The 16817-nt window shown below is 73.1% G+C and carries 16 protein-coding genes; 8 read left to right on the forward strand and 8 right to left on the reverse strand.

Annotated elements, in window-relative coordinates; genetic code table 11:
• Window positions 1-32: 32 nt before the first annotated feature.
• The 4 genes from SY2F82_RS39740 to SY2F82_RS33180 all read right to left on the reverse strand — a co-directional run bounded on the left by SY2F82_RS39740 (window position 33) and on the right by SY2F82_RS33180 (window position 4239).
• Entirely contained in the window at window positions 33-635 is a 603-nt protein-coding gene (locus SY2F82_RS39740) for a muconolactone Delta-isomerase family protein (RefSeq protein ID WP_308437804.1), read from the reverse strand.
• Window positions 636-947: 312 nt separating this feature from the next.
• On the reverse strand, window positions 948-2435 hold the full coding sequence (locus SY2F82_RS33170) for a flotillin family protein (protein ID WP_200422773.1): 1488 nt from the start codon (window positions 2433-2435) through the stop codon (window positions 948-950).
• Between the two features lie 134 nt (window positions 2436-2569).
• Window positions 2570-2788, reverse strand: coding sequence for a hypothetical protein (locus SY2F82_RS33175; RefSeq protein WP_200422774.1), 219 nt, complete (start codon window positions 2786-2788; stop codon window positions 2570-2572).
• A gap of 2 nt (window positions 2789-2790) precedes the next feature.
• A complete protein-coding gene (locus SY2F82_RS33180; protein ID WP_200422775.1) occupies window positions 2791-4239 on the reverse strand; it encodes an amidase in 1449 nt (482 codons plus the stop codon).
• A gap of 157 nt (window positions 4240-4396) precedes the next feature.
• On the opposite strand from SY2F82_RS33180, the gene SY2F82_RS33185 reads away from it, so the two are divergent.
• Together SY2F82_RS33185 and SY2F82_RS33190 are read left to right on the forward strand one after the other, a co-directional pair.
• A complete protein-coding gene (locus SY2F82_RS33185; RefSeq protein ID WP_200422776.1) occupies window positions 4397-5431 on the forward strand; it encodes a LacI family DNA-binding transcriptional regulator in 1035 nt (344 codons plus the stop codon).
• Window positions 5432-5496: 65 nt separating this feature from the next.
• Entirely contained in the window at window positions 5497-6930 is a 1434-nt protein-coding gene (locus SY2F82_RS33190; RefSeq protein ID WP_200422777.1) for a benzaldehyde dehydrogenase, read from the forward strand.
• A gap of 18 nt (window positions 6931-6948) precedes the next feature.
• On the opposite strand, the gene trxA is transcribed toward SY2F82_RS33190, so the two are convergent.
• A complete protein-coding gene (gene trxA / locus SY2F82_RS33195; RefSeq protein WP_374707225.1) occupies window positions 6949-7380 on the reverse strand; it encodes a thioredoxin in 432 nt (143 codons plus the stop codon).
• 73 nt (window positions 7381-7453) lie between these two features.
• Between trxA and SY2F82_RS33200 the strand changes: the two genes are divergently transcribed.
• Window positions 7454-8884, forward strand: coding sequence for an NAD(P)/FAD-dependent oxidoreductase (locus SY2F82_RS33200; protein ID WP_200422779.1), 1431 nt, complete (start codon window positions 7454-7456; stop codon window positions 8882-8884).
• 11 nt (window positions 8885-8895) lie between these two features.
• Here the strand turns inward: SY2F82_RS33200 and SY2F82_RS33205 are convergent, their stop codons facing one another.
• Window positions 8896-9543 (reverse strand): peptide deformylase, encoded by a 648-nt coding sequence (locus tag SY2F82_RS33205; RefSeq protein ID WP_200422780.1) that lies wholly within the window; start codon window positions 9541-9543, stop codon window positions 8896-8898.
• Window positions 9544-9678: 135 nt separating this feature from the next.
• Between SY2F82_RS33205 and SY2F82_RS33210 the strand changes: the two genes are divergently transcribed.
• Window positions 9679-11073: a PepSY domain-containing protein gene (locus SY2F82_RS33210; RefSeq protein WP_200422781.1), complete on the forward strand. Its 1395-nt coding sequence runs from the start codon at window positions 9679-9681 to the stop codon at window positions 11071-11073.
• Between the two features lie 105 nt (window positions 11074-11178).
• Here SY2F82_RS33210 and SY2F82_RS33215 read toward each other — a convergent pair whose 3' ends face one another.
• A complete protein-coding gene (locus SY2F82_RS33215; RefSeq protein ID WP_200422782.1) occupies window positions 11179-11994 on the reverse strand; it encodes a maleylpyruvate isomerase family mycothiol-dependent enzyme in 816 nt (271 codons plus the stop codon).
• A gap of 200 nt (window positions 11995-12194) precedes the next feature.
• Between SY2F82_RS33215 and SY2F82_RS33220 the strand changes: the two genes are divergently transcribed.
• The 3 genes from SY2F82_RS33220 to SY2F82_RS33230 all read left to right on the forward strand — a co-directional run bounded on the left by SY2F82_RS33220 (window position 12195) and on the right by SY2F82_RS33230 (window position 14473).
• Window positions 12195-13238 (forward strand): DNA topoisomerase IB, encoded by a 1044-nt coding sequence (locus SY2F82_RS33220; RefSeq protein WP_200422783.1) that lies wholly within the window; start codon window positions 12195-12197, stop codon window positions 13236-13238.
• Between the two features lie 185 nt (window positions 13239-13423).
• Window positions 13424-13798 (forward strand): hypothetical protein, encoded by a 375-nt coding sequence (locus SY2F82_RS33225; RefSeq protein WP_200422784.1) that lies wholly within the window; start codon window positions 13424-13426, stop codon window positions 13796-13798.
• Between the two features lie 3 nt (window positions 13799-13801).
• Window positions 13802-14473, forward strand: a complete 672-nt coding sequence (locus SY2F82_RS33230) for a hypothetical protein (protein WP_374707226.1) — start codon at window positions 13802-13804, stop codon at window positions 14471-14473.
• Window positions 14474-14498: 25 nt separating this feature from the next.
• Here the strand turns inward: SY2F82_RS33230 and SY2F82_RS33235 are convergent, their stop codons facing one another.
• Window positions 14499-14660 (reverse strand): hypothetical protein, encoded by a 162-nt coding sequence (locus SY2F82_RS33235; protein ID WP_200422785.1) that lies wholly within the window; start codon window positions 14658-14660, stop codon window positions 14499-14501.
• Between the two features lie 308 nt (window positions 14661-14968).
• Between SY2F82_RS33235 and SY2F82_RS33240 the strand changes: the two genes are divergently transcribed.
• The gene (locus tag SY2F82_RS33240; protein ID WP_200422786.1) at window positions 14969-16570 is read left to right on the forward strand and encodes a phosphodiester glycosidase family protein; all 1602 of its coding nucleotides are present in this window, start codon (window positions 14969-14971) and stop codon (window positions 16568-16570) included.
• The last annotated feature ends 247 nt before the right edge of the window (window positions 16571-16817 follow it).

The following is a 16817-nucleotide window of genomic DNA, read 5'->3' on the forward strand; positions in this document are numbered from 1 at the left end:
ACCGCCCGGGACCCATCCTTCCCGGGACGGTGTCAACTTGCGTTCAGCGCCGGGTCGTTCGGGTGTTCGCTCAGGGGCGTCGTCTCAACGGTCATCCAGGGCGACAGCGGGAGCGCCTCCAGGACGGCCCCCAGCTCGGTCGTGTCCCCGGCACGCCACAGACCCAGCGCCCGCCCCTGGCCCGGTAGCCGCCACAGTCGTACGAGACGCCCCTGGGCGGCCAGTTCCCGCGCACGGACCGCCTCCGCTTCCCTCGCCGGCTCGATCACCCGAGCGGGCGTGCCCTCGGCCGCCGAGCGAGTGAAGTGGACCAGGAATTCCCGGGCACCCGCCCGTCCGTGCGCCGCCGGCGACGGGTCGTTCGGGTGCGGTGACAGCGGGGTGACCTCGTCCGTGCGCCACACGCGCAGCGGCATCGAGGCCAGCACTTCCTCCAGCCGGGCGTCGTCCTCGGCCGCGAACAGCCCCAGCGTGCGCCACTCGCCGGGCCGGAGCGGCGGGCGCCACAGGCGGAGCAGGTGCCCCTGTGCGGCGAGCTCACGCGAGTGCGCGGCCTCACGGGCGCGGACGTCCGCGACGGCTTCCTCCGATGTGCCGTCGGGGACGTGGGTGGTCATCGTGACGAGGTACTCCATGGCGCGACTCCCGTTGCGGCTCGCTGTGCCCTCCGCATCACCATCACGCGCGGCGCGGCGGCGCGCACCCCTGCCGACCCGGCTCCGGATCCGGTCCCGCACGCCGGCACTACCTGTCAAGGGGGTGACGGGAATCTCGTCCCGGTCACCGTCCAGGCCACGGCCGCCCGAGCCGGAGCCCGGCCCGCCCCCCGCCGGGGTCACCGGGCACCACGCCGCAGAACGCGCTTCGGGCGTACAGGATCCGAATCCCGTACGCCCGAAACTCAGTGCCTCAGCGCTCAGTGCCTCAGCGGCTCACTGCCGAGGGACTCATCCTTCGTCCTTCTCCACCGCCACCTTCTCCGGCCGCGGCGGCACGAACCCGTTGAGCCCGGCCGTACCCGCCGCCGGTGCCGCGTTCTGGTTCATCGAGGACAGCAACTGGCGGGCGAGCCCCAGGCCGGTGCCGCCCATCGTCAGGGCCTTGGCGAACATGTCGGCCATGCCGTCGGCCCCGTTGAGCAGCACCATGTTGTCGACGTTGCCGAACGCCGACGCTCCCGCCTGGACGATCTCCGGCCACTTCTCGGCCAGTTGCTGCGCGACCACGGCCTCCTGGTTGTCCGCGAGGGCCGCGGCGCGCGCCTTGATGGCCTCCGCCTCCGCAAGGCCCTGGGCGCGGGTCGCCTCCGCCTCGGCCAGGCCCTTCGCCTGAGCCGCGGCCGCCTCGGCCTCACCGGTCGCGCGGGTCGCCTCGGCCGCCGCCGCACCACGCGACTTGGTCGCCTCGGCCTCCGCCGCCGCGGCCGTCTTGACCCGCGTCGCCTCGGCCGCCGCCGCCAGCTCGGTCTCCTTCGCCTTGGCCTGCGCCGCCGAGATCCGCGCGTCACGCTCGGCCTCGGCCAGAGTGCGCTTCTCGTACGCCTTCGCGTCCGCCGGCTTGCGGACATCGGCCTGAAGCTGCTGCTCGCGCCGGTGCGCCTCCAGCTCCGCGACCCGGGTCTCCTGCACCACGACCTCCTGACGGGCCGCGGCATCCGCGAGCGGACCGGCCTGGCGCGCCTTTGCGGCCGCCTTGTCCCGCTCGGCCTGGTACCCGGCCTGCAGGATCTCGCTGTCCCGCGTCGCCTCCGCCATCCGCGCGAACGACTGCTGCTCCGCCTCGGTGGCGAGACGGTTCGACTCCGCCTGCGCGATGCGCGCGTCCCGCTGCACCGCCGCCGCGTGCGGCGCCGCCAGGTTCCGGATGTACCCCGTCGGGTCCTCGATCTCGTGGATCTGCAGCGAGTCCACGATCAGACCCAGCTTCTCCATCTCCGTTCCGCAGGCGGCCCGGGTCTGCCCGGTGAGCTTCTCCCGGTCGCGGATCATGTCCTCGACCGTCAACCCGCCCACGATGGAACGGAGGTGACCGGCGAACACGTTGTGCACACGCTCCGACATCAGCTTCTGCTGGTCCAGGAAGCGGCGGGCCGCGTTGGCGATCGACACGAAGTCGTCGCCCACCTTGAAGATGACCACGCCCCGCACCTTCAGCGGAATGCCCTGATGGGTCACGCAGTCCACGTGCAGTTCCGTCTCGTTGAGGTCGAGCGACAGCTTGCGCACCGCCTGCACGCCCGGCAGGACCAGCGTGCCGCGCCCCGTGACGATGCGGAAGCCCATCCCTTCCTCGAGACCCTCCGTCCGATGCTTCGAACCGGAGATGATCAGTGCTTCGTTGGGCTCCGCGACACGCCACATGAGCTTGAAGATCCCAACGATGACAAGCAGCGCGAGGACGACAGCCCCCGCGACGACGCCGATGACCATCGGCATACGCCCCCTTTGCCTGGTGCCGGGTCGGCACCGAACGAAGGCGAGTCTGCGCCTGCGCAAGCCCGGGGTGAAGACACTGACGGAACCTTGTTGCAATCTTGACGCCTACGCCTCTCACCTGGGCTGAGAGGGGCTCAACTGCCGTACACGGCCTCGACGTAGACGGTTCGGGGCGCCAGATACTCCACGACCATCACCACCGCGCCCCGCTCGATGCGGCCGGTTCCGTCCGCGGGATACGCGAGGAAGTGCTCGGCGCCGCCGCGCACGCGGACGATCACCTCACCGACCAGCCCGGGCCCGACGGTACCGGTGACACGTCCCATCAAGCCGACCATCGGCGCATCATCCATGGTCACAGGGTACGGTTCGCACGCTCCTGCGTCGCCGGCGCGTCCAGGGCGTCCGCATACCGCGGCCACCGCCCGTCCCAACGCCGGTCCGCCTCCAACTGGGCCGCCAGCGACACCAGAAGAGGCTCGCTGTTCGCCGGGCCCAGCAACTGCGCGCCCACGGGCAGACCGTCACCGACGAAACCCGCGGGCACGCTGATCCCCGGCCAGCCCAGCACGTTCCACGGCCAGGCGTACGGACACGCCGCGATCATCGCCCGGTCCGTGTTCCAGCCGTTCATGTTCGCCAGCGTTCCGATGCGCGGCGGGGGAGCGGCCGTCGTCGGTGCGAGGAGGACGTCGTATGTCGTGAAGAGCGCCCCCACGCGCCGGTGCAGGGTCGCCTCCGCCCGCCGCGCCACACGCAGCGGGGCCCCACCGAGCAGCCGGCCCAGGCGTGCGGCGCCGCGGGTGCGCCGGTCGAGCAGGTCCGGAGACGGCACGTTGCGCACCCACTCGGCCAGGCCTGCGGTCGCCCGCGGCACGAACGCCAGCCCGATCTGCCCGTACCGCGGCTCCGCCTCCTCGACCACGTGACCGAGCGCGGCGAGCCGCTCTGCGAGCGCGAGCACCCGCTCCCGTACGCGGGGATCGAGCCGCGCCGGCAACGCCGTGAACGGCGGCTTCAGCGAGAGCGCGATCCGCAGCCGGCCCGGGTCGCGTCCCGCCGCGGCCGAGACGTCGAGCGCGGGCGGCCGGTGCCGTTCGCCGTCGTGGTTCCCGCTCGCCGCGTCCAGGAGCAGCGCCGCGTCCGCGACCGTACGGGCGAGCGTGCCGTTGACCGTGATGCCGTAGAAGGACTCGGGGCTCGGCCAGGTCGAGATCCGGCCCCGCTGCGGCTTGATGCCGACCAGGTGCGTCCAGGCGGCCGGGATGCGGACCGACCCGGCGCCGTCCGAGCCCAGCGCGGCCGGCACCAGGCCCGCCGCGACCGCCGCCGCGGAACCGCCGGACGAGCCGCCCGGTGTGTGGCGGAGGTTCCACGGGTTGCGCGTGGCGCCGAAGGCGGGCCCCTCGGTGAACGGCCACTGCCCCAGCTCGCAGGTGTTGGTCTTGCCGACGATCACCGCGCCTGCCGCCCGCAGCCGCCGTACCGCCTCGCCGTCCTCGGCCGCCGGCGGGAACTCGCCCGGGCAGCCGAACGCGGTGGGCTCTCCCGCCACGTCCATGTCGTCCTTGACCGCCACCGGCACCCCGAGCAGCGGCCGCCGCACCCCGGCCGCCAGTAGCCTGTCGGCCGCGTCGGCCTCGGCGAGCGCGGCCTCGGCGCGCACCACGCGGAACGCGTTCACCGTGGGCTGCGCCGCCTGGATCCGGGCCAGCGTGCGCTCCACGAGCTCCCGGGAGGTCATCTCGCCGGCGGCGAGCGCGCGGGCGCACACCGCCGGTCCCGGAATGCGGTCGGACGTCATGGGGACACCTCCGCGGAACCGTCTTCTACCGAACGGTAACCTGTGTGCGCGCCCTGCGACACCGAAAGCGCAACTTCCCTTGTGGGAGGGGTGGTTACGACCACATGCGCACCCCGGGAACGCGCGGTGTGAGCGTTCTGCGAAGATGCGGTACGTCATGGTGCAGATACCGAAACAGCCCGTCCCTTCGTCGCCCGCACCACCCGCCGTGCCGACGAGTGCCGATGTGGCACGCCTGGCCGGTGTCTCGCGCGCGACCGTCTCCTACGTCCTCAACAACACCAGTGCCGTACGCATCAGCGAACCCACCCGCCGCCGCGTCCACGAGGCCGCCAAGGAACTGGGGTACGTCCCGCACGCGGCCGCCCGCAGCCTGCGCGCCGGACACAGCCGCATGGTGCTCATGCCCTCGCCGAACGTGCCGGCGGGACCGCTGTACAGCCGGTTCCTGAGCGAACTGCAGTGGGCGCTCAGCCGACTCGACTACACGGTCGTGCAGTACGGCGGCATCGGCCTCGACCGCGACGAGGCGGCCCGGGCCTGGGCGGAACTGCGGCCGGTCGCGGTCATCGTGCCCGGCGGCGGCCTCGGCGCCGAGGGCGTCCACGTCCTCAAGCGCTCCGGCGCCCGCGCCGTCGTCACCCTCGGCTCCGAACGCGTCCGGGGCGCGCACGCGCTGCTTCTGGACCAGGACGGGGTGGGGCACAGCGCCGGGGCCCATCTGCTGGCCCGCGGCCGCCGCCGCGTGGGTGTGGTCATGCCCGAGGAGCCCGGTCTGGAGTTCTTCTCCAGGCCCCGGCTCGAAGGCGTGCGGCGCGCCCTGGAGGGCACCGACGCGACCGTCACCGAGCTGCCGCTCGCCTACGAGGAGGACTCCGCCGCCCGGCTGGCCGGGCGTTGGCGCTCCCTGGGCCTGGACTCCGTCTTCGCGTACAACGACGAGTACGCGATGCTCCTGATGCGCGCCCTCCAGGACGAGGGCGTGGACATCCCTCGTGAGACGGCCGTGGTCGGCGCCGACGACCTGATGCTCGGCCGGCTGTTGCGCCCGCGGCTGAGCACCGTCCACATCGAACTGCCGTCCGGACGCGACCTCGCCGAGCTGGTCGACCGCGCGGTGCGCGATCCTGGAGGTGAGCCGGAGGTGCACGAGGTGTTCGGGGCACGGATCGTGCACCGCGAATCGAGCTGAGCACGCGGGACGGGGACCTCCACGCGCACCGTGCGCCCCGCCCGGTGCCGGATCGGAGAGCCGTCATGCTGCTCGACACGCAGACCTGGCAGCCGCAGCCGCTGACGGGCGCCGAGTACACCGTCACCGAGCCCGCCACCGGCGAGTCGCTCGGCACCGTCACGCTCGCCTCCGAACAGGACGTCGAGACCGCCGTCCGGGCCGCCGTCACCGCCCAGGGCGCCTGGGCGAAAACCCCCTACAGCGGGCGCGCCGCCGTGCTCCGCAGGGCCGGCGACCTGCTCGCCGCGCACACCGGCGAACTGCGCGACTGGCTCGTCCGCGAGTCCGGCTCCGTCCCGGCCAAGGCCGGCTTGGAGCTGCACGTCGCCGCGCAGGAGTGCTACGAGGCGGCGGCCCTCGCGTCGCACCCGACGGGGCAGGTCCTGCCCTCGGAGGCACCCCGGCTGTCGTACACGCACCGTGTCCCCGTCGGCGTGGTGGGCGTGATCGCCCCGTTCAACGCCCCGCTGATCCTCGCGGTCCGCTCCGTTGCACCGGCCCTCGCCCTCGGCAACGCCGTCGTGCTCAAACCCGACCCGCGCACCGCCGTCTGCGGCGGCCTCGCCGTGGCCGCCGTGTTCGCCGAGGCGGGACTGCCCGAGGGCCTGCTGCACGTCCTTCCCGGCGGACCCGACGTGGGTCAGGAACTGGTCGCCGACCCGCACGTCCCGGTGATCTCCTTCACCGGTTCGACCGCCGCCGGCCGCGCGATCGCCGAGGCCGGCGGACACCACCTGAAACGGGTCCACCTGGAGCTCGGCGGCAACTCCGCGCTGATCGTCCTCGAGGACGCCGACCTCGACGCCGTCGTCTCCAGCGCGGCCTGGGGGTCCTTCTTCCACCAGGGCCAGATCTGCATGACGACCGGCCGTCACCTCGTCCACGCGTCCCTGTACGAGGACTACGTCGAGCGGCTCGCCGCCAAGGCCGACACGCTCACCGTGGGCGACCCGTACCGCGAGAAGGTGCACCTCGGCCCCGTCATCGACGCGAGCCAACTCGCCCGGATCCACGGGCTGGTGGTGGCCAGCACCGCCCGCGGTGCGAAGCTCGTGGCGGGGGGCACGCACCGCGGCCTGTTCTACCGGCCGACGGTGCTGGCCGGAGCCGACGACACGACACCCGCCTACACGGAGGAGGTCTTCGGGCCGGTCGCACCCGTACGCCCCTTCACGACAACGGAAGAGGCCGTCGGCCTCGCCTCCGCGGGGCCGTACGGCCTCTCCCTGGGCATCGTCACACGGGACGCCGCGCGCGGCCTCGACCTGGCCGAGCGGATCCCTACGGGCATGGCCCACATCAACGACCAGACCGTGGGCGACGAGGCCGTCGCACCCTTCGGCGGCCTCGCCGCCTCCGGCACCGGCGCGCGCTTCGGCGGCGAGGCCAATCTGGACGCCTTCACCGACCTGCGCTGGACCACGGTGCGCGGGGACGTGGCCACGTACCCCTTCTGACCGCCCGGCCGGGAGCCGTCACTCTCCGTTCTGTTCGGCCTTGGCCTGCTGCTCGGCCACCGCCTTGCGGACCTCGTCCATGTCCAGCCTGCGGGCCTGCCCGATCACGTCGTCCAGAGCGGCCTGCGGCAGCGCGCCCGGCTGCGCGAACACGGCGACGCGGTCACGGACGATCATCAGCGTCGGGATCGACTGGATGCCGAACGCCGCCGCGAGCTCGGGCTGCGCCTCGGTGTCCACCTTGCCGAACACCAGGTCGGGGTTCTCCTCGGCGGCCTTCTCGTACACCGGCGCGAACTGTTGGCACGGCCCGCACCAGGACGCCCAGAAGTCGATCAGGATGAAGTCGTTGTCCTGGACCGTCTGGTCGAAGTTCTCCTTGGTGAGCTCCACGGTGTTGCTCATGGCGTATCCCTCTTCCTGATGTCGGGGCCGAGCCGCTGTCGTCAACTGTCACAGTTGGTCACGTATTCCGCGCCCTACCCGTGTGGCCCCCCGGCACACCACCCACCAGACTGTCCCCATGACGGAAACGGAATCCATCGCGTACGACGTCGTGGTGCTCGGAGCCGGGCCCGTGGGGGAGAACGTCGCCGACCGCACCCGTGCGGCCGGCCTGTCCACCGCGGTCGTGGAGAGCGAGCTGGTCGGCGGCGAATGCTCCTACTGGGCGTGCATCCCCAGCAAGGCACTGCTCCGCCCGGTGATCGCCCGCGCCGACGCCCGCCGCGTCCCCGGCCTCGCCCGCCTCGCACAGGGCCCCCTCGACGCCGCCGCGGTCCTCGCCCACCGGGACTACGAGGTCGGGAACTGGACGGACGACGGGCAGGTCTCCTGGCTGGACGGCATCGGGGCCGACCTCTACCGCGGCCACGGACGGCTGGACGGGCCGCGCAGGGTCACGGTGACCGGCCCGGACGGCGAGCGGCACGTGCTGACCGCCCGGCACGCGGTGGCCGTGTGCACCGGCAGCGACGCCCAGCTGCCCGACCTGCCAGGGATCGCCGAGGTCAACCCGTGGACCAGCCGTGAGGCGACCAGCGCCCAGTCCGTGCCCGGCCGGCTGATCGTCGTCGGCGGCGGTGTGGTGGCCTCCGAGATGGCCACCGCCTGGCAGGCCCTCGGTTCCCAAGTCACCGTGCTGGTCCGCAGCAAGGGCCTGCTGCCGCGCATGGAGCCGTTCGCCGGGGAACTGGTCGCCGAGGCGCTCACCGAGGCGGGCTCGGACGTGCGCACCGGCACCTCGGTGGAGTCGGTACGGCGCGAGGGCGACACCGTCGTGGTCGTCACGGACGCCGGCGACCGCTTCGAGGCCGACGAGATCCTCTTCGCCACCGGCCGGGTCCCGCGCACCGGCGACATCGGCCTCGACACGGTCGGCCTGGAGCCCGGCTCCTGGCTGCCGGTCGACGACACCCTGCGGGTGGCGGGCAGCGAGTGGCTGTACGCGGTCGGCGACGTCAACCACCGCGCCCTCCTCACCCACCAGGGCAAGTACCAGGCACGCATCGCGGGCGCGGCGATCGCGGCCCGCGCGGCGCACGTCCCGCTGCTGGAGACGGACCGCTGGGGCGCCCACTCCGCGACCGCCGACCACGCGGCCGTCCCGCAGGTGGTCTTCACCGACCCGGAAGCGGCGGCCGTGGGCCTGTCACTGGCCGAGGCGGAGCAGGCGGGCCGCCGGGTGCGCGCCGTGGACGTCGAGTTCTCGTCGGTGGCGGGGGCGAACCTGTTCGCCGACGGCTACCGCGGCCGCGCCCGCATGGTCGTCGACCTGGACAGCGAGACCCTGCTCGGCGTCACGTTCGTCGGCCCCGGCGTCGGTGAACTCATCCACTCCGCGAGCATCGCCGTCGCCGGCGAGGTGCCCATCGAGCGTCTGTGGCACGCGGTGCCGTCGTTCCCGACGATCAGCGAGGTGTGGCTGCGGCTGCTGGAGGCGTACCGGGGCTGACACCGGAAGCCTCAGTCGGGCAGCGTGAATCCCAGTTCTCGCGCTGCCCGTTCCGGCGTCGGCCCGCCCCAGCGCGCCGCGACCGCCTCGTTCGACGACAACGAGCGCAGCTCGGCGCGGTCCAGGTAGAGCGTGCCGTCCAGATGGTCCGTCTCGTGCTGGACGATGCGTGCCGGCCAGCCCGTGAACTCCTCGTCCACGGCGGCCCCGTGCTCGTCCAGCGCCCGCAGCCGCACCCGGGCGTGCCGGGCCACCACGGCCTGCCAGCCGGGCACGCTCAGACAGCCCTCGAAGAACGCGGCGCGCTGGGTGCCGACCGCCTCGTACGAGGGGTTGACCAGCACGCGGAACGGCTGCGGCACCCGCCCGCGCACCACCCGGACCTCCTCGGGGACCGGCGCCGGGTCCTCGATCACCGCGATCCGCAACCCCACCCCGACCTGGGGTGCGGCGAGACCCACGCCCGGCGCGGAGTGCATCGTCACGCGCAGGGCCTCGACGAAGCGGGCCAGCAGCGCGGGCCCCAACTGCCCGTCGAACGGCTCGGCGCCGGAGCGCAGCACCGGATGACCGGCGGCGACGATCGGCAACGGGCCACCGGCGGCGAGCAGTTCCTCGACCTGCTCGGCCAGGGGCTTGTGGTCACGCGGAGATCCCATCGCGCCAGCATGCCACGGCCCCGTCGGCGCCTGACGTGTGACGCACGCCACGTGCACCTGGTGGAACTCGGCCCTGTCCCGCTCCGACCTCTGGACCGCCACCGCTGAGAAACGAGCCCCCGGAGAGGCCCGCCGATGCCCACCGCTCCCTCGCCGACGACGGACGAGTCCCCGCAGTCCGTCACCCCCTCACCTTCGCGATGGGCGCCCTTGCGCCCCCTGGTGCTGCGCCTGCACTTCTACGCCGGCCTTCTCGTCGCCCCGTTCCTGCTGGCAGCCGCCCTGACGGGATTCCTGTACGCGGCCTCGTTCCAGGTGGAGAAGATGGTCTACGCCGACGAACTGACCGTCCCGGTCGGCGGTGGCAAGCTGCCGATCAGCGAGCAGGTCGCCGCCGCCCGCAGGGCCCACCCCGAGGGCGCGCTGTCCGCCGTACGCCCCTCCCCGGCGAAGGACGCCGCCACCAGGGTGCTGCTGTCCGGCGTCCCCGGCGTCGCCGAGGACCACACACTCGCGGTGTTCGTCGACCCGTACACCGGGAAGGTGCGCGGCGCCCTGGAGCAGTACGGCTCCACCGGAGCCCTGCCGCTGCGCACCTGGATCGACGAGTTCCACCGCGATCTGCACCTCGGCGAGAACGGGCGGCTCTACAGCGAACTCGCCGCCAGCTGGCTGTGGGTGACAGCCGGTGGGGGGCTCGCGCTGTGGTTCGCGCGCCGGCGTTCACAGCGCGTGGTGCGCGGCACGAGCGGCCGCCGCCGCACCCTCGGTCTGCACGGCACGGTCGGCGTGTGGGCCGCCGCCGGGTTCTTCTTCCTCTCGGCGACGGGCCTGACCTGGTCCACCTACGCGGGGGCCAACGTCGACGAACTGCGCACCTCGCTCGGCCAGGCCACCCCGTCGGTCTCGGCGACCGTGAGCGGCGAGCACACGGGCCACGGCTCGGCGGCGGCCACCGGCGGCGGCGAGCACGGCGTGGGCCTCGACGCGGTGCTGGCGGCGGCACGCGGGAAGGGGCTGAGCGACCCGGTGGAGATCGTCCCGCCCGCCGACGCGACCTCCGCGTACGTGGTGAAGCAGGTGCAGCGCAGCTGGCCCGAGAAGCAGGACTCGGTCGCCGTCGATCCGGCCACCGGCGACGTCACCGACGTCGTGCGCTTCGCGGACTACCCGGTCCTCGCCAAGCTGACCCGCTGGGGCATCGACCTGCACACCGGCGTCCTCTTCGGGATCGTCAACCAGATCGCCCTGATGGCCCTCGCGCTCTGCCTGGTCCTGCTGATCGTCTGGGGATACCGCATGTGGTGGCAGCGCGGCCGGGCGGGGGCGTCCGGGCGGCCGATCCCGCGCGGCGCCTGGCAGCACGTGCCGCCACAGATCCTCGTGCCCTGCATGGCGGCGATCGCGGTCCTCGGCTACTTCGTGCCTCTGCTCGGCATACCGCTCGCGGCGTTCATCGCGGTGGACGCCGTGCTGGGCGAGATCGCCCACCGGCGCGGCAGGCGCACGTCCGGCGGCCGCGCGGCGTGATCCCACGCGCGGCCGTGGACCCCCGACTCGGAACCTGTTGTTTCTTGATTGGCCTTGTTTGTTCGCTGGACCTGTATGGGGGTCAGCCCGGACCGTCGGCGTGGCTCAGAACGCCGTGTGGGCGAACCAGCGGTCCAGTACCGCGACCTCTCCCGAGACGTCGAAGGCGGAGTCCCGGTACGACCGCCGCCCGTAGAGCAGGAGCAGGAGGTCCGCCGCCTCCCCCCGGACCCCCGCCGTCACCGCCCCGGTCGGCGCCGCATCGGCTGCCGCCGGTGCCAGCAGGCGGAAACCGTCCGGATCCAGTCGCACCCGCCACTCCTCGCCGGTACCGCCGGCCGAGTCCGCGCACCGGAAGGCGATGACCTCGCCGGTGCCGTGCAACTTGGTCACCGCAGGCGCGAAGAGACCCGCGTAGGGCAGGTTGACGAGGAACTCGTCCACCCCGTCCGCCGCCAGCACGGGGTCGATCTCCGACTCCCGGCCGACGGCCCGCTCCGCGTCCACCCGGTGCACCAGCGTCTCGCACAGCATCCGGCGGGCCCAGAACCGCGCATGCTGGTCCACGCCCCAGGCCCACATCCCCGCCTGAGGATCCGTGGCCCGCAGCACCTCGGCCACCGCGGGTACGCCCGCCGCCACCCAGTCGGCATACTCCTGCGCGTGTTCCGGCAGCCCGAGTTCCAGGTCGCGGCTGCGCGGAGGCTCCTGCACCAGCCGGGTCAGCAGTGTGCTGAACCAGCGTTGCAACGCCCCGACGTGCCGGGCGAGTTCGGCCAGGGTCCAGTCCGGGCACGAAGGCACGGCGGTCCCGGGGTCCGCACCTCTCACCACCTCGGCGAAGCGCAGCGTCTCCCGCTCGATCGCCTGCCGGTAGATGTCGTACGGCAGTGGGTGCCCTGCCGGGCTCGCCGTCCCCATGTGCTGCCGCCTTTCCCGTCCGCAGTCGGATTCCGCAGTGATCAGTGTGTCGGTTGAAGTCCACTCGAAGGCAAATCCGCGCGGTGCCCGGGCGAGCGACTGACGGGTCCGGATGAGGGTACCGGTCACGCCGTCAGAAGTCGGCGGCCGGACGTCAGGAGGCCATCGCCTGCCGATTGAGCCGTGTGGAGGGTGATGAGGTGCGTCTGCGTCACAGTCGTCCCTGCGATCCGGGCTACACGCGCAGGCGCCGCGGTCGGGGGTTCCAGTATCTCGACGCCTCCGGGAACGTTCTGACGGACGCGTCGGAAATCGAGCGGATCAAGGGGCTCGTCATTCCCCCCGCCTGGAAGGACGTATGGATCTGCCGTCATCCCCACGGCCACCTCCAGGCCGTCGGCACCGATGCCGCAGGACGCCGCCAGTACCTCTACCACCCCAGGTTCCGGGCCCAGCAGGAGGAGAGCAAACACGAGCACGTCCTGGAGGTCGCCGACGCGCTGCCGCGCCTGCGGGAAACCGTGGAAGCCCACCTCAGCCTCCGCGGACTGACCCGGGACCGCGTCCTCGCCACCGGCGCGCGCCTGCTCGACCTCGGCTTCTTCCGCATAGGAAGCGAGCGTTACGCGGACATGAACAACTCCTACGGCCTGACCACGCTGTTGCGTCGGCACGCCAGGGCCTCGGGGGGACGCATCGTCTTCAGCTACCCGGCCAAACACGGCAAGGAGCTGGTACAGGCCGTGGGGGACGACGCCATACTCCGTGCGCTCACCTCCCTGCTGCGGCGGCGAGGGGGAGGCGACCGGCTGTTGGCCTACTGGCAGCCGCCCAGCTGGCACGAGGTCTCGGGCGACGACCTCAACACCTACCTGAGGGAGGTCAGCGGCGTGGCCGTCACCGCGAAGGACTTCCGCACCTGGCACGCCACCGTCCTGGCCTCCGTCGCCCTCGGGGTCTCACAGCCCGCGGCCCGCAGTGAGACCGGGCGACGCCGGGCGATCGCCCGGGCCGTCAGGGAGGTCGCCGACTACCTGGGCAATACGCCGGCGGTCTGCCGCGCCTCCTACATCAACCCGCGCGTGATCGAACTCTTCGAGGAAGGCGTCACCGTCGCCCCGTCCCTGGACCGGCTGGGGGACGGGGCCGCCTTCGGTGTCCCGGCGACGCAAGGCGCGATCGAGAAGGCCGTCGTTCACATGATCAGAACCGGGCGCCCTCCCGCGGCAGTGGGACGGACCTGATCTAGACAGCGGTACGCTCGCCCCCGGTCGCGCCCCGGTCCGGTCGCGCCCGGCCCGGCCCGTTTCCCGTCGTCCGCTCATGTGTTTTGTCAGGTGGTGCCCGGGTACTGCGGCCCGAGGGTGTCGAAGGGCCGGGAGCAGTGCGTCCCTCTGCCCCGGCGCACCGCCGGACGGGAGGAGTCCCGATGAATCCGCTGTGCGTGGCCCGGGCCCAGGGCTTGTTCGATCTCTTCGGTGGCGGCTGGCCCCTGCTTCACCTGCGCAGCTTCGAGTGGGTCTTCGGTCCCAAGACCGAGCACTGGCTGCAACGGACGACCGCGGGTCTCCTCGCCACCAGCGGCTGGGCGCTGCTGCGCACCCCCGCTGTGCCGGGCGGCGCGGCCCAGGCACGCCGTACGGGCGTGGGCACGGCCGTGACGCTGCTGGCCGTCGACCTCGTCTACGTGCCGCGGGGCCGGATCCGCCCCACCTATCTGCTGGATGCGGCGATGCAGGCCGGGTGGCTGGCGGCCTGGTGGCGGTGCGGCCGTCTGAACGGTCATCCCGGGAAGGAGCGGTGACGCGTGCCGGGCGCGACCGCGCCACACATCGGCCGGGGGCGCGACGGGCGCGTACGGCTGCGGTTCGACGGGTGGATCGCGGGGATCGGCACGTCGTCGGGGATGCGGGTGGTGCTCGGTCACTGGGTGCGGTCGCCGTTCGGCCCGTTCACCGATGTGATGATCGAGCGGAAGGACGGACACCGCGTCCTTCTGGCCCCCTCCGAACAGACCGCGCGCTTCGTCGCCGGCACCTACCTCTTCGACGAGGTTCGGGTCGTACCGGTCGGGGTGGAGGCCGGCCGCGGGCAATGCACGGTCGCGGCCCCGCCGCTCGACCTCCGTTTCGTCACCGGCCGCAGAGGGCCGATGGGCCTGCTGCTCGGAGCCGTGCCCGGTCCGCTCGCCGCCCGCCCGTCCTGGGCCGTACTGGTGGCTCCGGCGGCCAGGGCGTTGCTGGGGGTGCGGACCCACGGCAGCGCGGGCGGCGGCCGGTACGAGTGGTACGGGGCGAAGGATCTGCGTCCTGTCATCGAGGTCCGGGCCGTCTACGACGGGGAGGATCTCGGTTCGCTCGCACCGGTCGAACCGCCGGTGCGGTTCGGGTTCGGCTCCACGCCCCGCAGGCCGTGCCTGGTGAGCGTCACCACCACGGTGGCCGTGGAGGAGAGCCGGCAGGCGGTTCCCGTACGGTGACCCGGCCGAGAGCCGCCCCACCGGGTCAGGTGCCGGTGGCGCCGCCGCCCGTCCCGCGCTCGTCGGGGGTGCCGGTGTCCGGCTCCCGCCGTGCTGGTTCCTCCTTCTCGACACCTTCGAGGGGCTTGCCCGCGGTGGTGCCGCGCTCGGTCCGGTAGCCCTCCTCGGCGCTCGCCGTACCCGGCACCGTGCGCTCGTGCGCCTGGCTCTCCGCGCCCGAGTGGGCGCCCGGCTCGCCAGGGTCACGCCCCGCGCGTACCCGCTGCCGCGGTGGTCCTTGCGATCACTCATGTCCGTGCCTCCGGTCGGTCTCCCGGGTCGTCCCGAAATCCCCTCGGGTTCTCCCGGGGGCACAGGCGGAAACGGCGTCGCGGCGCCTGCCGGGCCTGGACGTCCGCATCGCCTTGGGCAACCGTTCATGGCTGCGTCGCCCCGCCGTCGCGTCGAAGGGGTGGGATCTGGCCATCACATCCCGGACGTATCGAACGAGGTCCCATGCCCGGCATACGACGCACCTCCGCCCGAGTCCGCACTCTGCGCGCCACGCTGGCCGTGGTGGCCGCCGTCGCACCACTCGGCGTCGGCTCCGCGGCACACGCCGATGCTCCCGCCCCAGCCGCCGGGGAGTGGACGACACAGGCGGTCGCCCCGGGCGTGGAGGTGCGCACCGGAACCCTGCGGAACGCCGGTGCGGCGCCGTCGTGGACCGTGGCCGTCAGACGTCCGGTCACCAGCCGGCTGACCGGCGCCCCGGTTGACGCCGAGGTCGGCCCGCCGTCCTGGGCGGACGCCACCGCCGCGCGGCTGCGTGAGGCCGGCTTCCAGCCGCGTGTGGAGACCGTCCGGTGGCCGGCGTATGCCGACACACCGCAGGGCACCATGGGCCTGCGCGTGCGGGTCGGCTCCTACGCCACCCAGGCGCAGGCGCAGAGTGCCGCGAACGCGGTGGCGGCGGCCGGCTTCCACGCCGCGGCCGCCTGGACGGGGTACGACGCGGAGCAGCCCGCCGACGTGGAGAACATCCACGTCGCCGTGATCGACCCGCGTGCCTTCACCGGCACCGTGGAGGCCACCCACGACGGCGATGTGGCGCAACGCGAGACCACTTCGTCGGTCGCCGCGAAGCTGGGCTCCCTCGTCGGGGTCAACGGCGGCTTCTTCGTCACGTCGGACGCGGACGGAGTACAGGGCACCCAGTCCGGCATCGCGGCCTACGACGGGCAGTTGGAGTCGATGGCCTCCGGCGCGCGGGCGGCCCTGGTCCTCGGCGACGGCGGCCGGCACGTCCGTGTCGCCGATCTGACGAGCACCGTCACCGCCCGGGCCGACGGCTCCGCGTACGCCGTCCAGGGCATCAACCGGGTGCCCGGCATCGTCAGGGACTGCGGACGGCCCGGTGCCACCCCCAGCGGCCTACCCTGGCAGGACGTCACCTGCCACGAGACCGACGACCTCGTCCTCTTCACCCCTGCCTTCGGCACCGGCCTGCCCACCGGGGCAGGCGTCCAGGCGGTGCTCGACGGCAAGGGACGCGTGGTCTCGGTGGGTGCCCGCGGCGGCCGGGTCCCCGCCCACGGCACGGTGCTCCAGGGCATCGGCTCCGCCGCGGACTGGCTCACCGCCCACGCCCGGCCGGGGCAGCGGATCGGCGTCGACGAGACCGTCCGCGACAGCGGCGGCAGGCGCGTCCCGCTCGGCCACGGCGACAGCATCGTCAGCGCGGCGCCGACGCTGGTGAAGGACGGCCGGGTGGACATCGACGCCGCCACGGAAGGCACCGTCGACCCGCAGGATGTCTCCTTCGGCTACGCGTGGGCCGACGTACGCCAGCCGCGCACCATGGCAGGTGTGGACGCCCGGGGACGGCTTCTGCTGGTCACCGTGGACGGGCGGCTGACCGGTGGCAGCGAGGGCTTCACCCTGCGGGAGGCCGCGGAGTTCATGCGGTCACTCGGCGCTGTCCAGGCCCTCAACCTCGACGGCGGCGGGTCCACCGCGATGGCCGTGAACGGCGCCCTCGTCAACCGCCCCTCGGACGCCACCGGTGAGCGGGCGGTCGGGGACACGGTCCAGGTACTGCCGGCCGGCCGCCACTGAGACCCGGCGGGCGACACGGCGCCACGTCACGTCCCTTCGGACGTACTGGATGAGTGAGGGCCGCGCCCGCGAGGTCGCGGTCCTCGCGGGCGCGGTCCTCAGCCGGGTCACGGACAGATGTGGGGGATATCTCGTCACGATGACACATCCCCATGTCGGCGCGCCGGAATAAGTGATTCCGAGCGGCTCCGGCCGGTCCGCTGCACAGCGGAACGTCCTGGTCTCAGCGGTGACGTACTAAAGTTGA

The sequence above is a fragment of the Streptomyces sp. Y2F8-2 genome (assembly GCF_014905555.1).
GTDB classification, from domain to species: domain Bacteria; phylum Actinomycetota; class Actinomycetes; order Streptomycetales; family Streptomycetaceae; genus Streptomyces; species Streptomyces cynarae.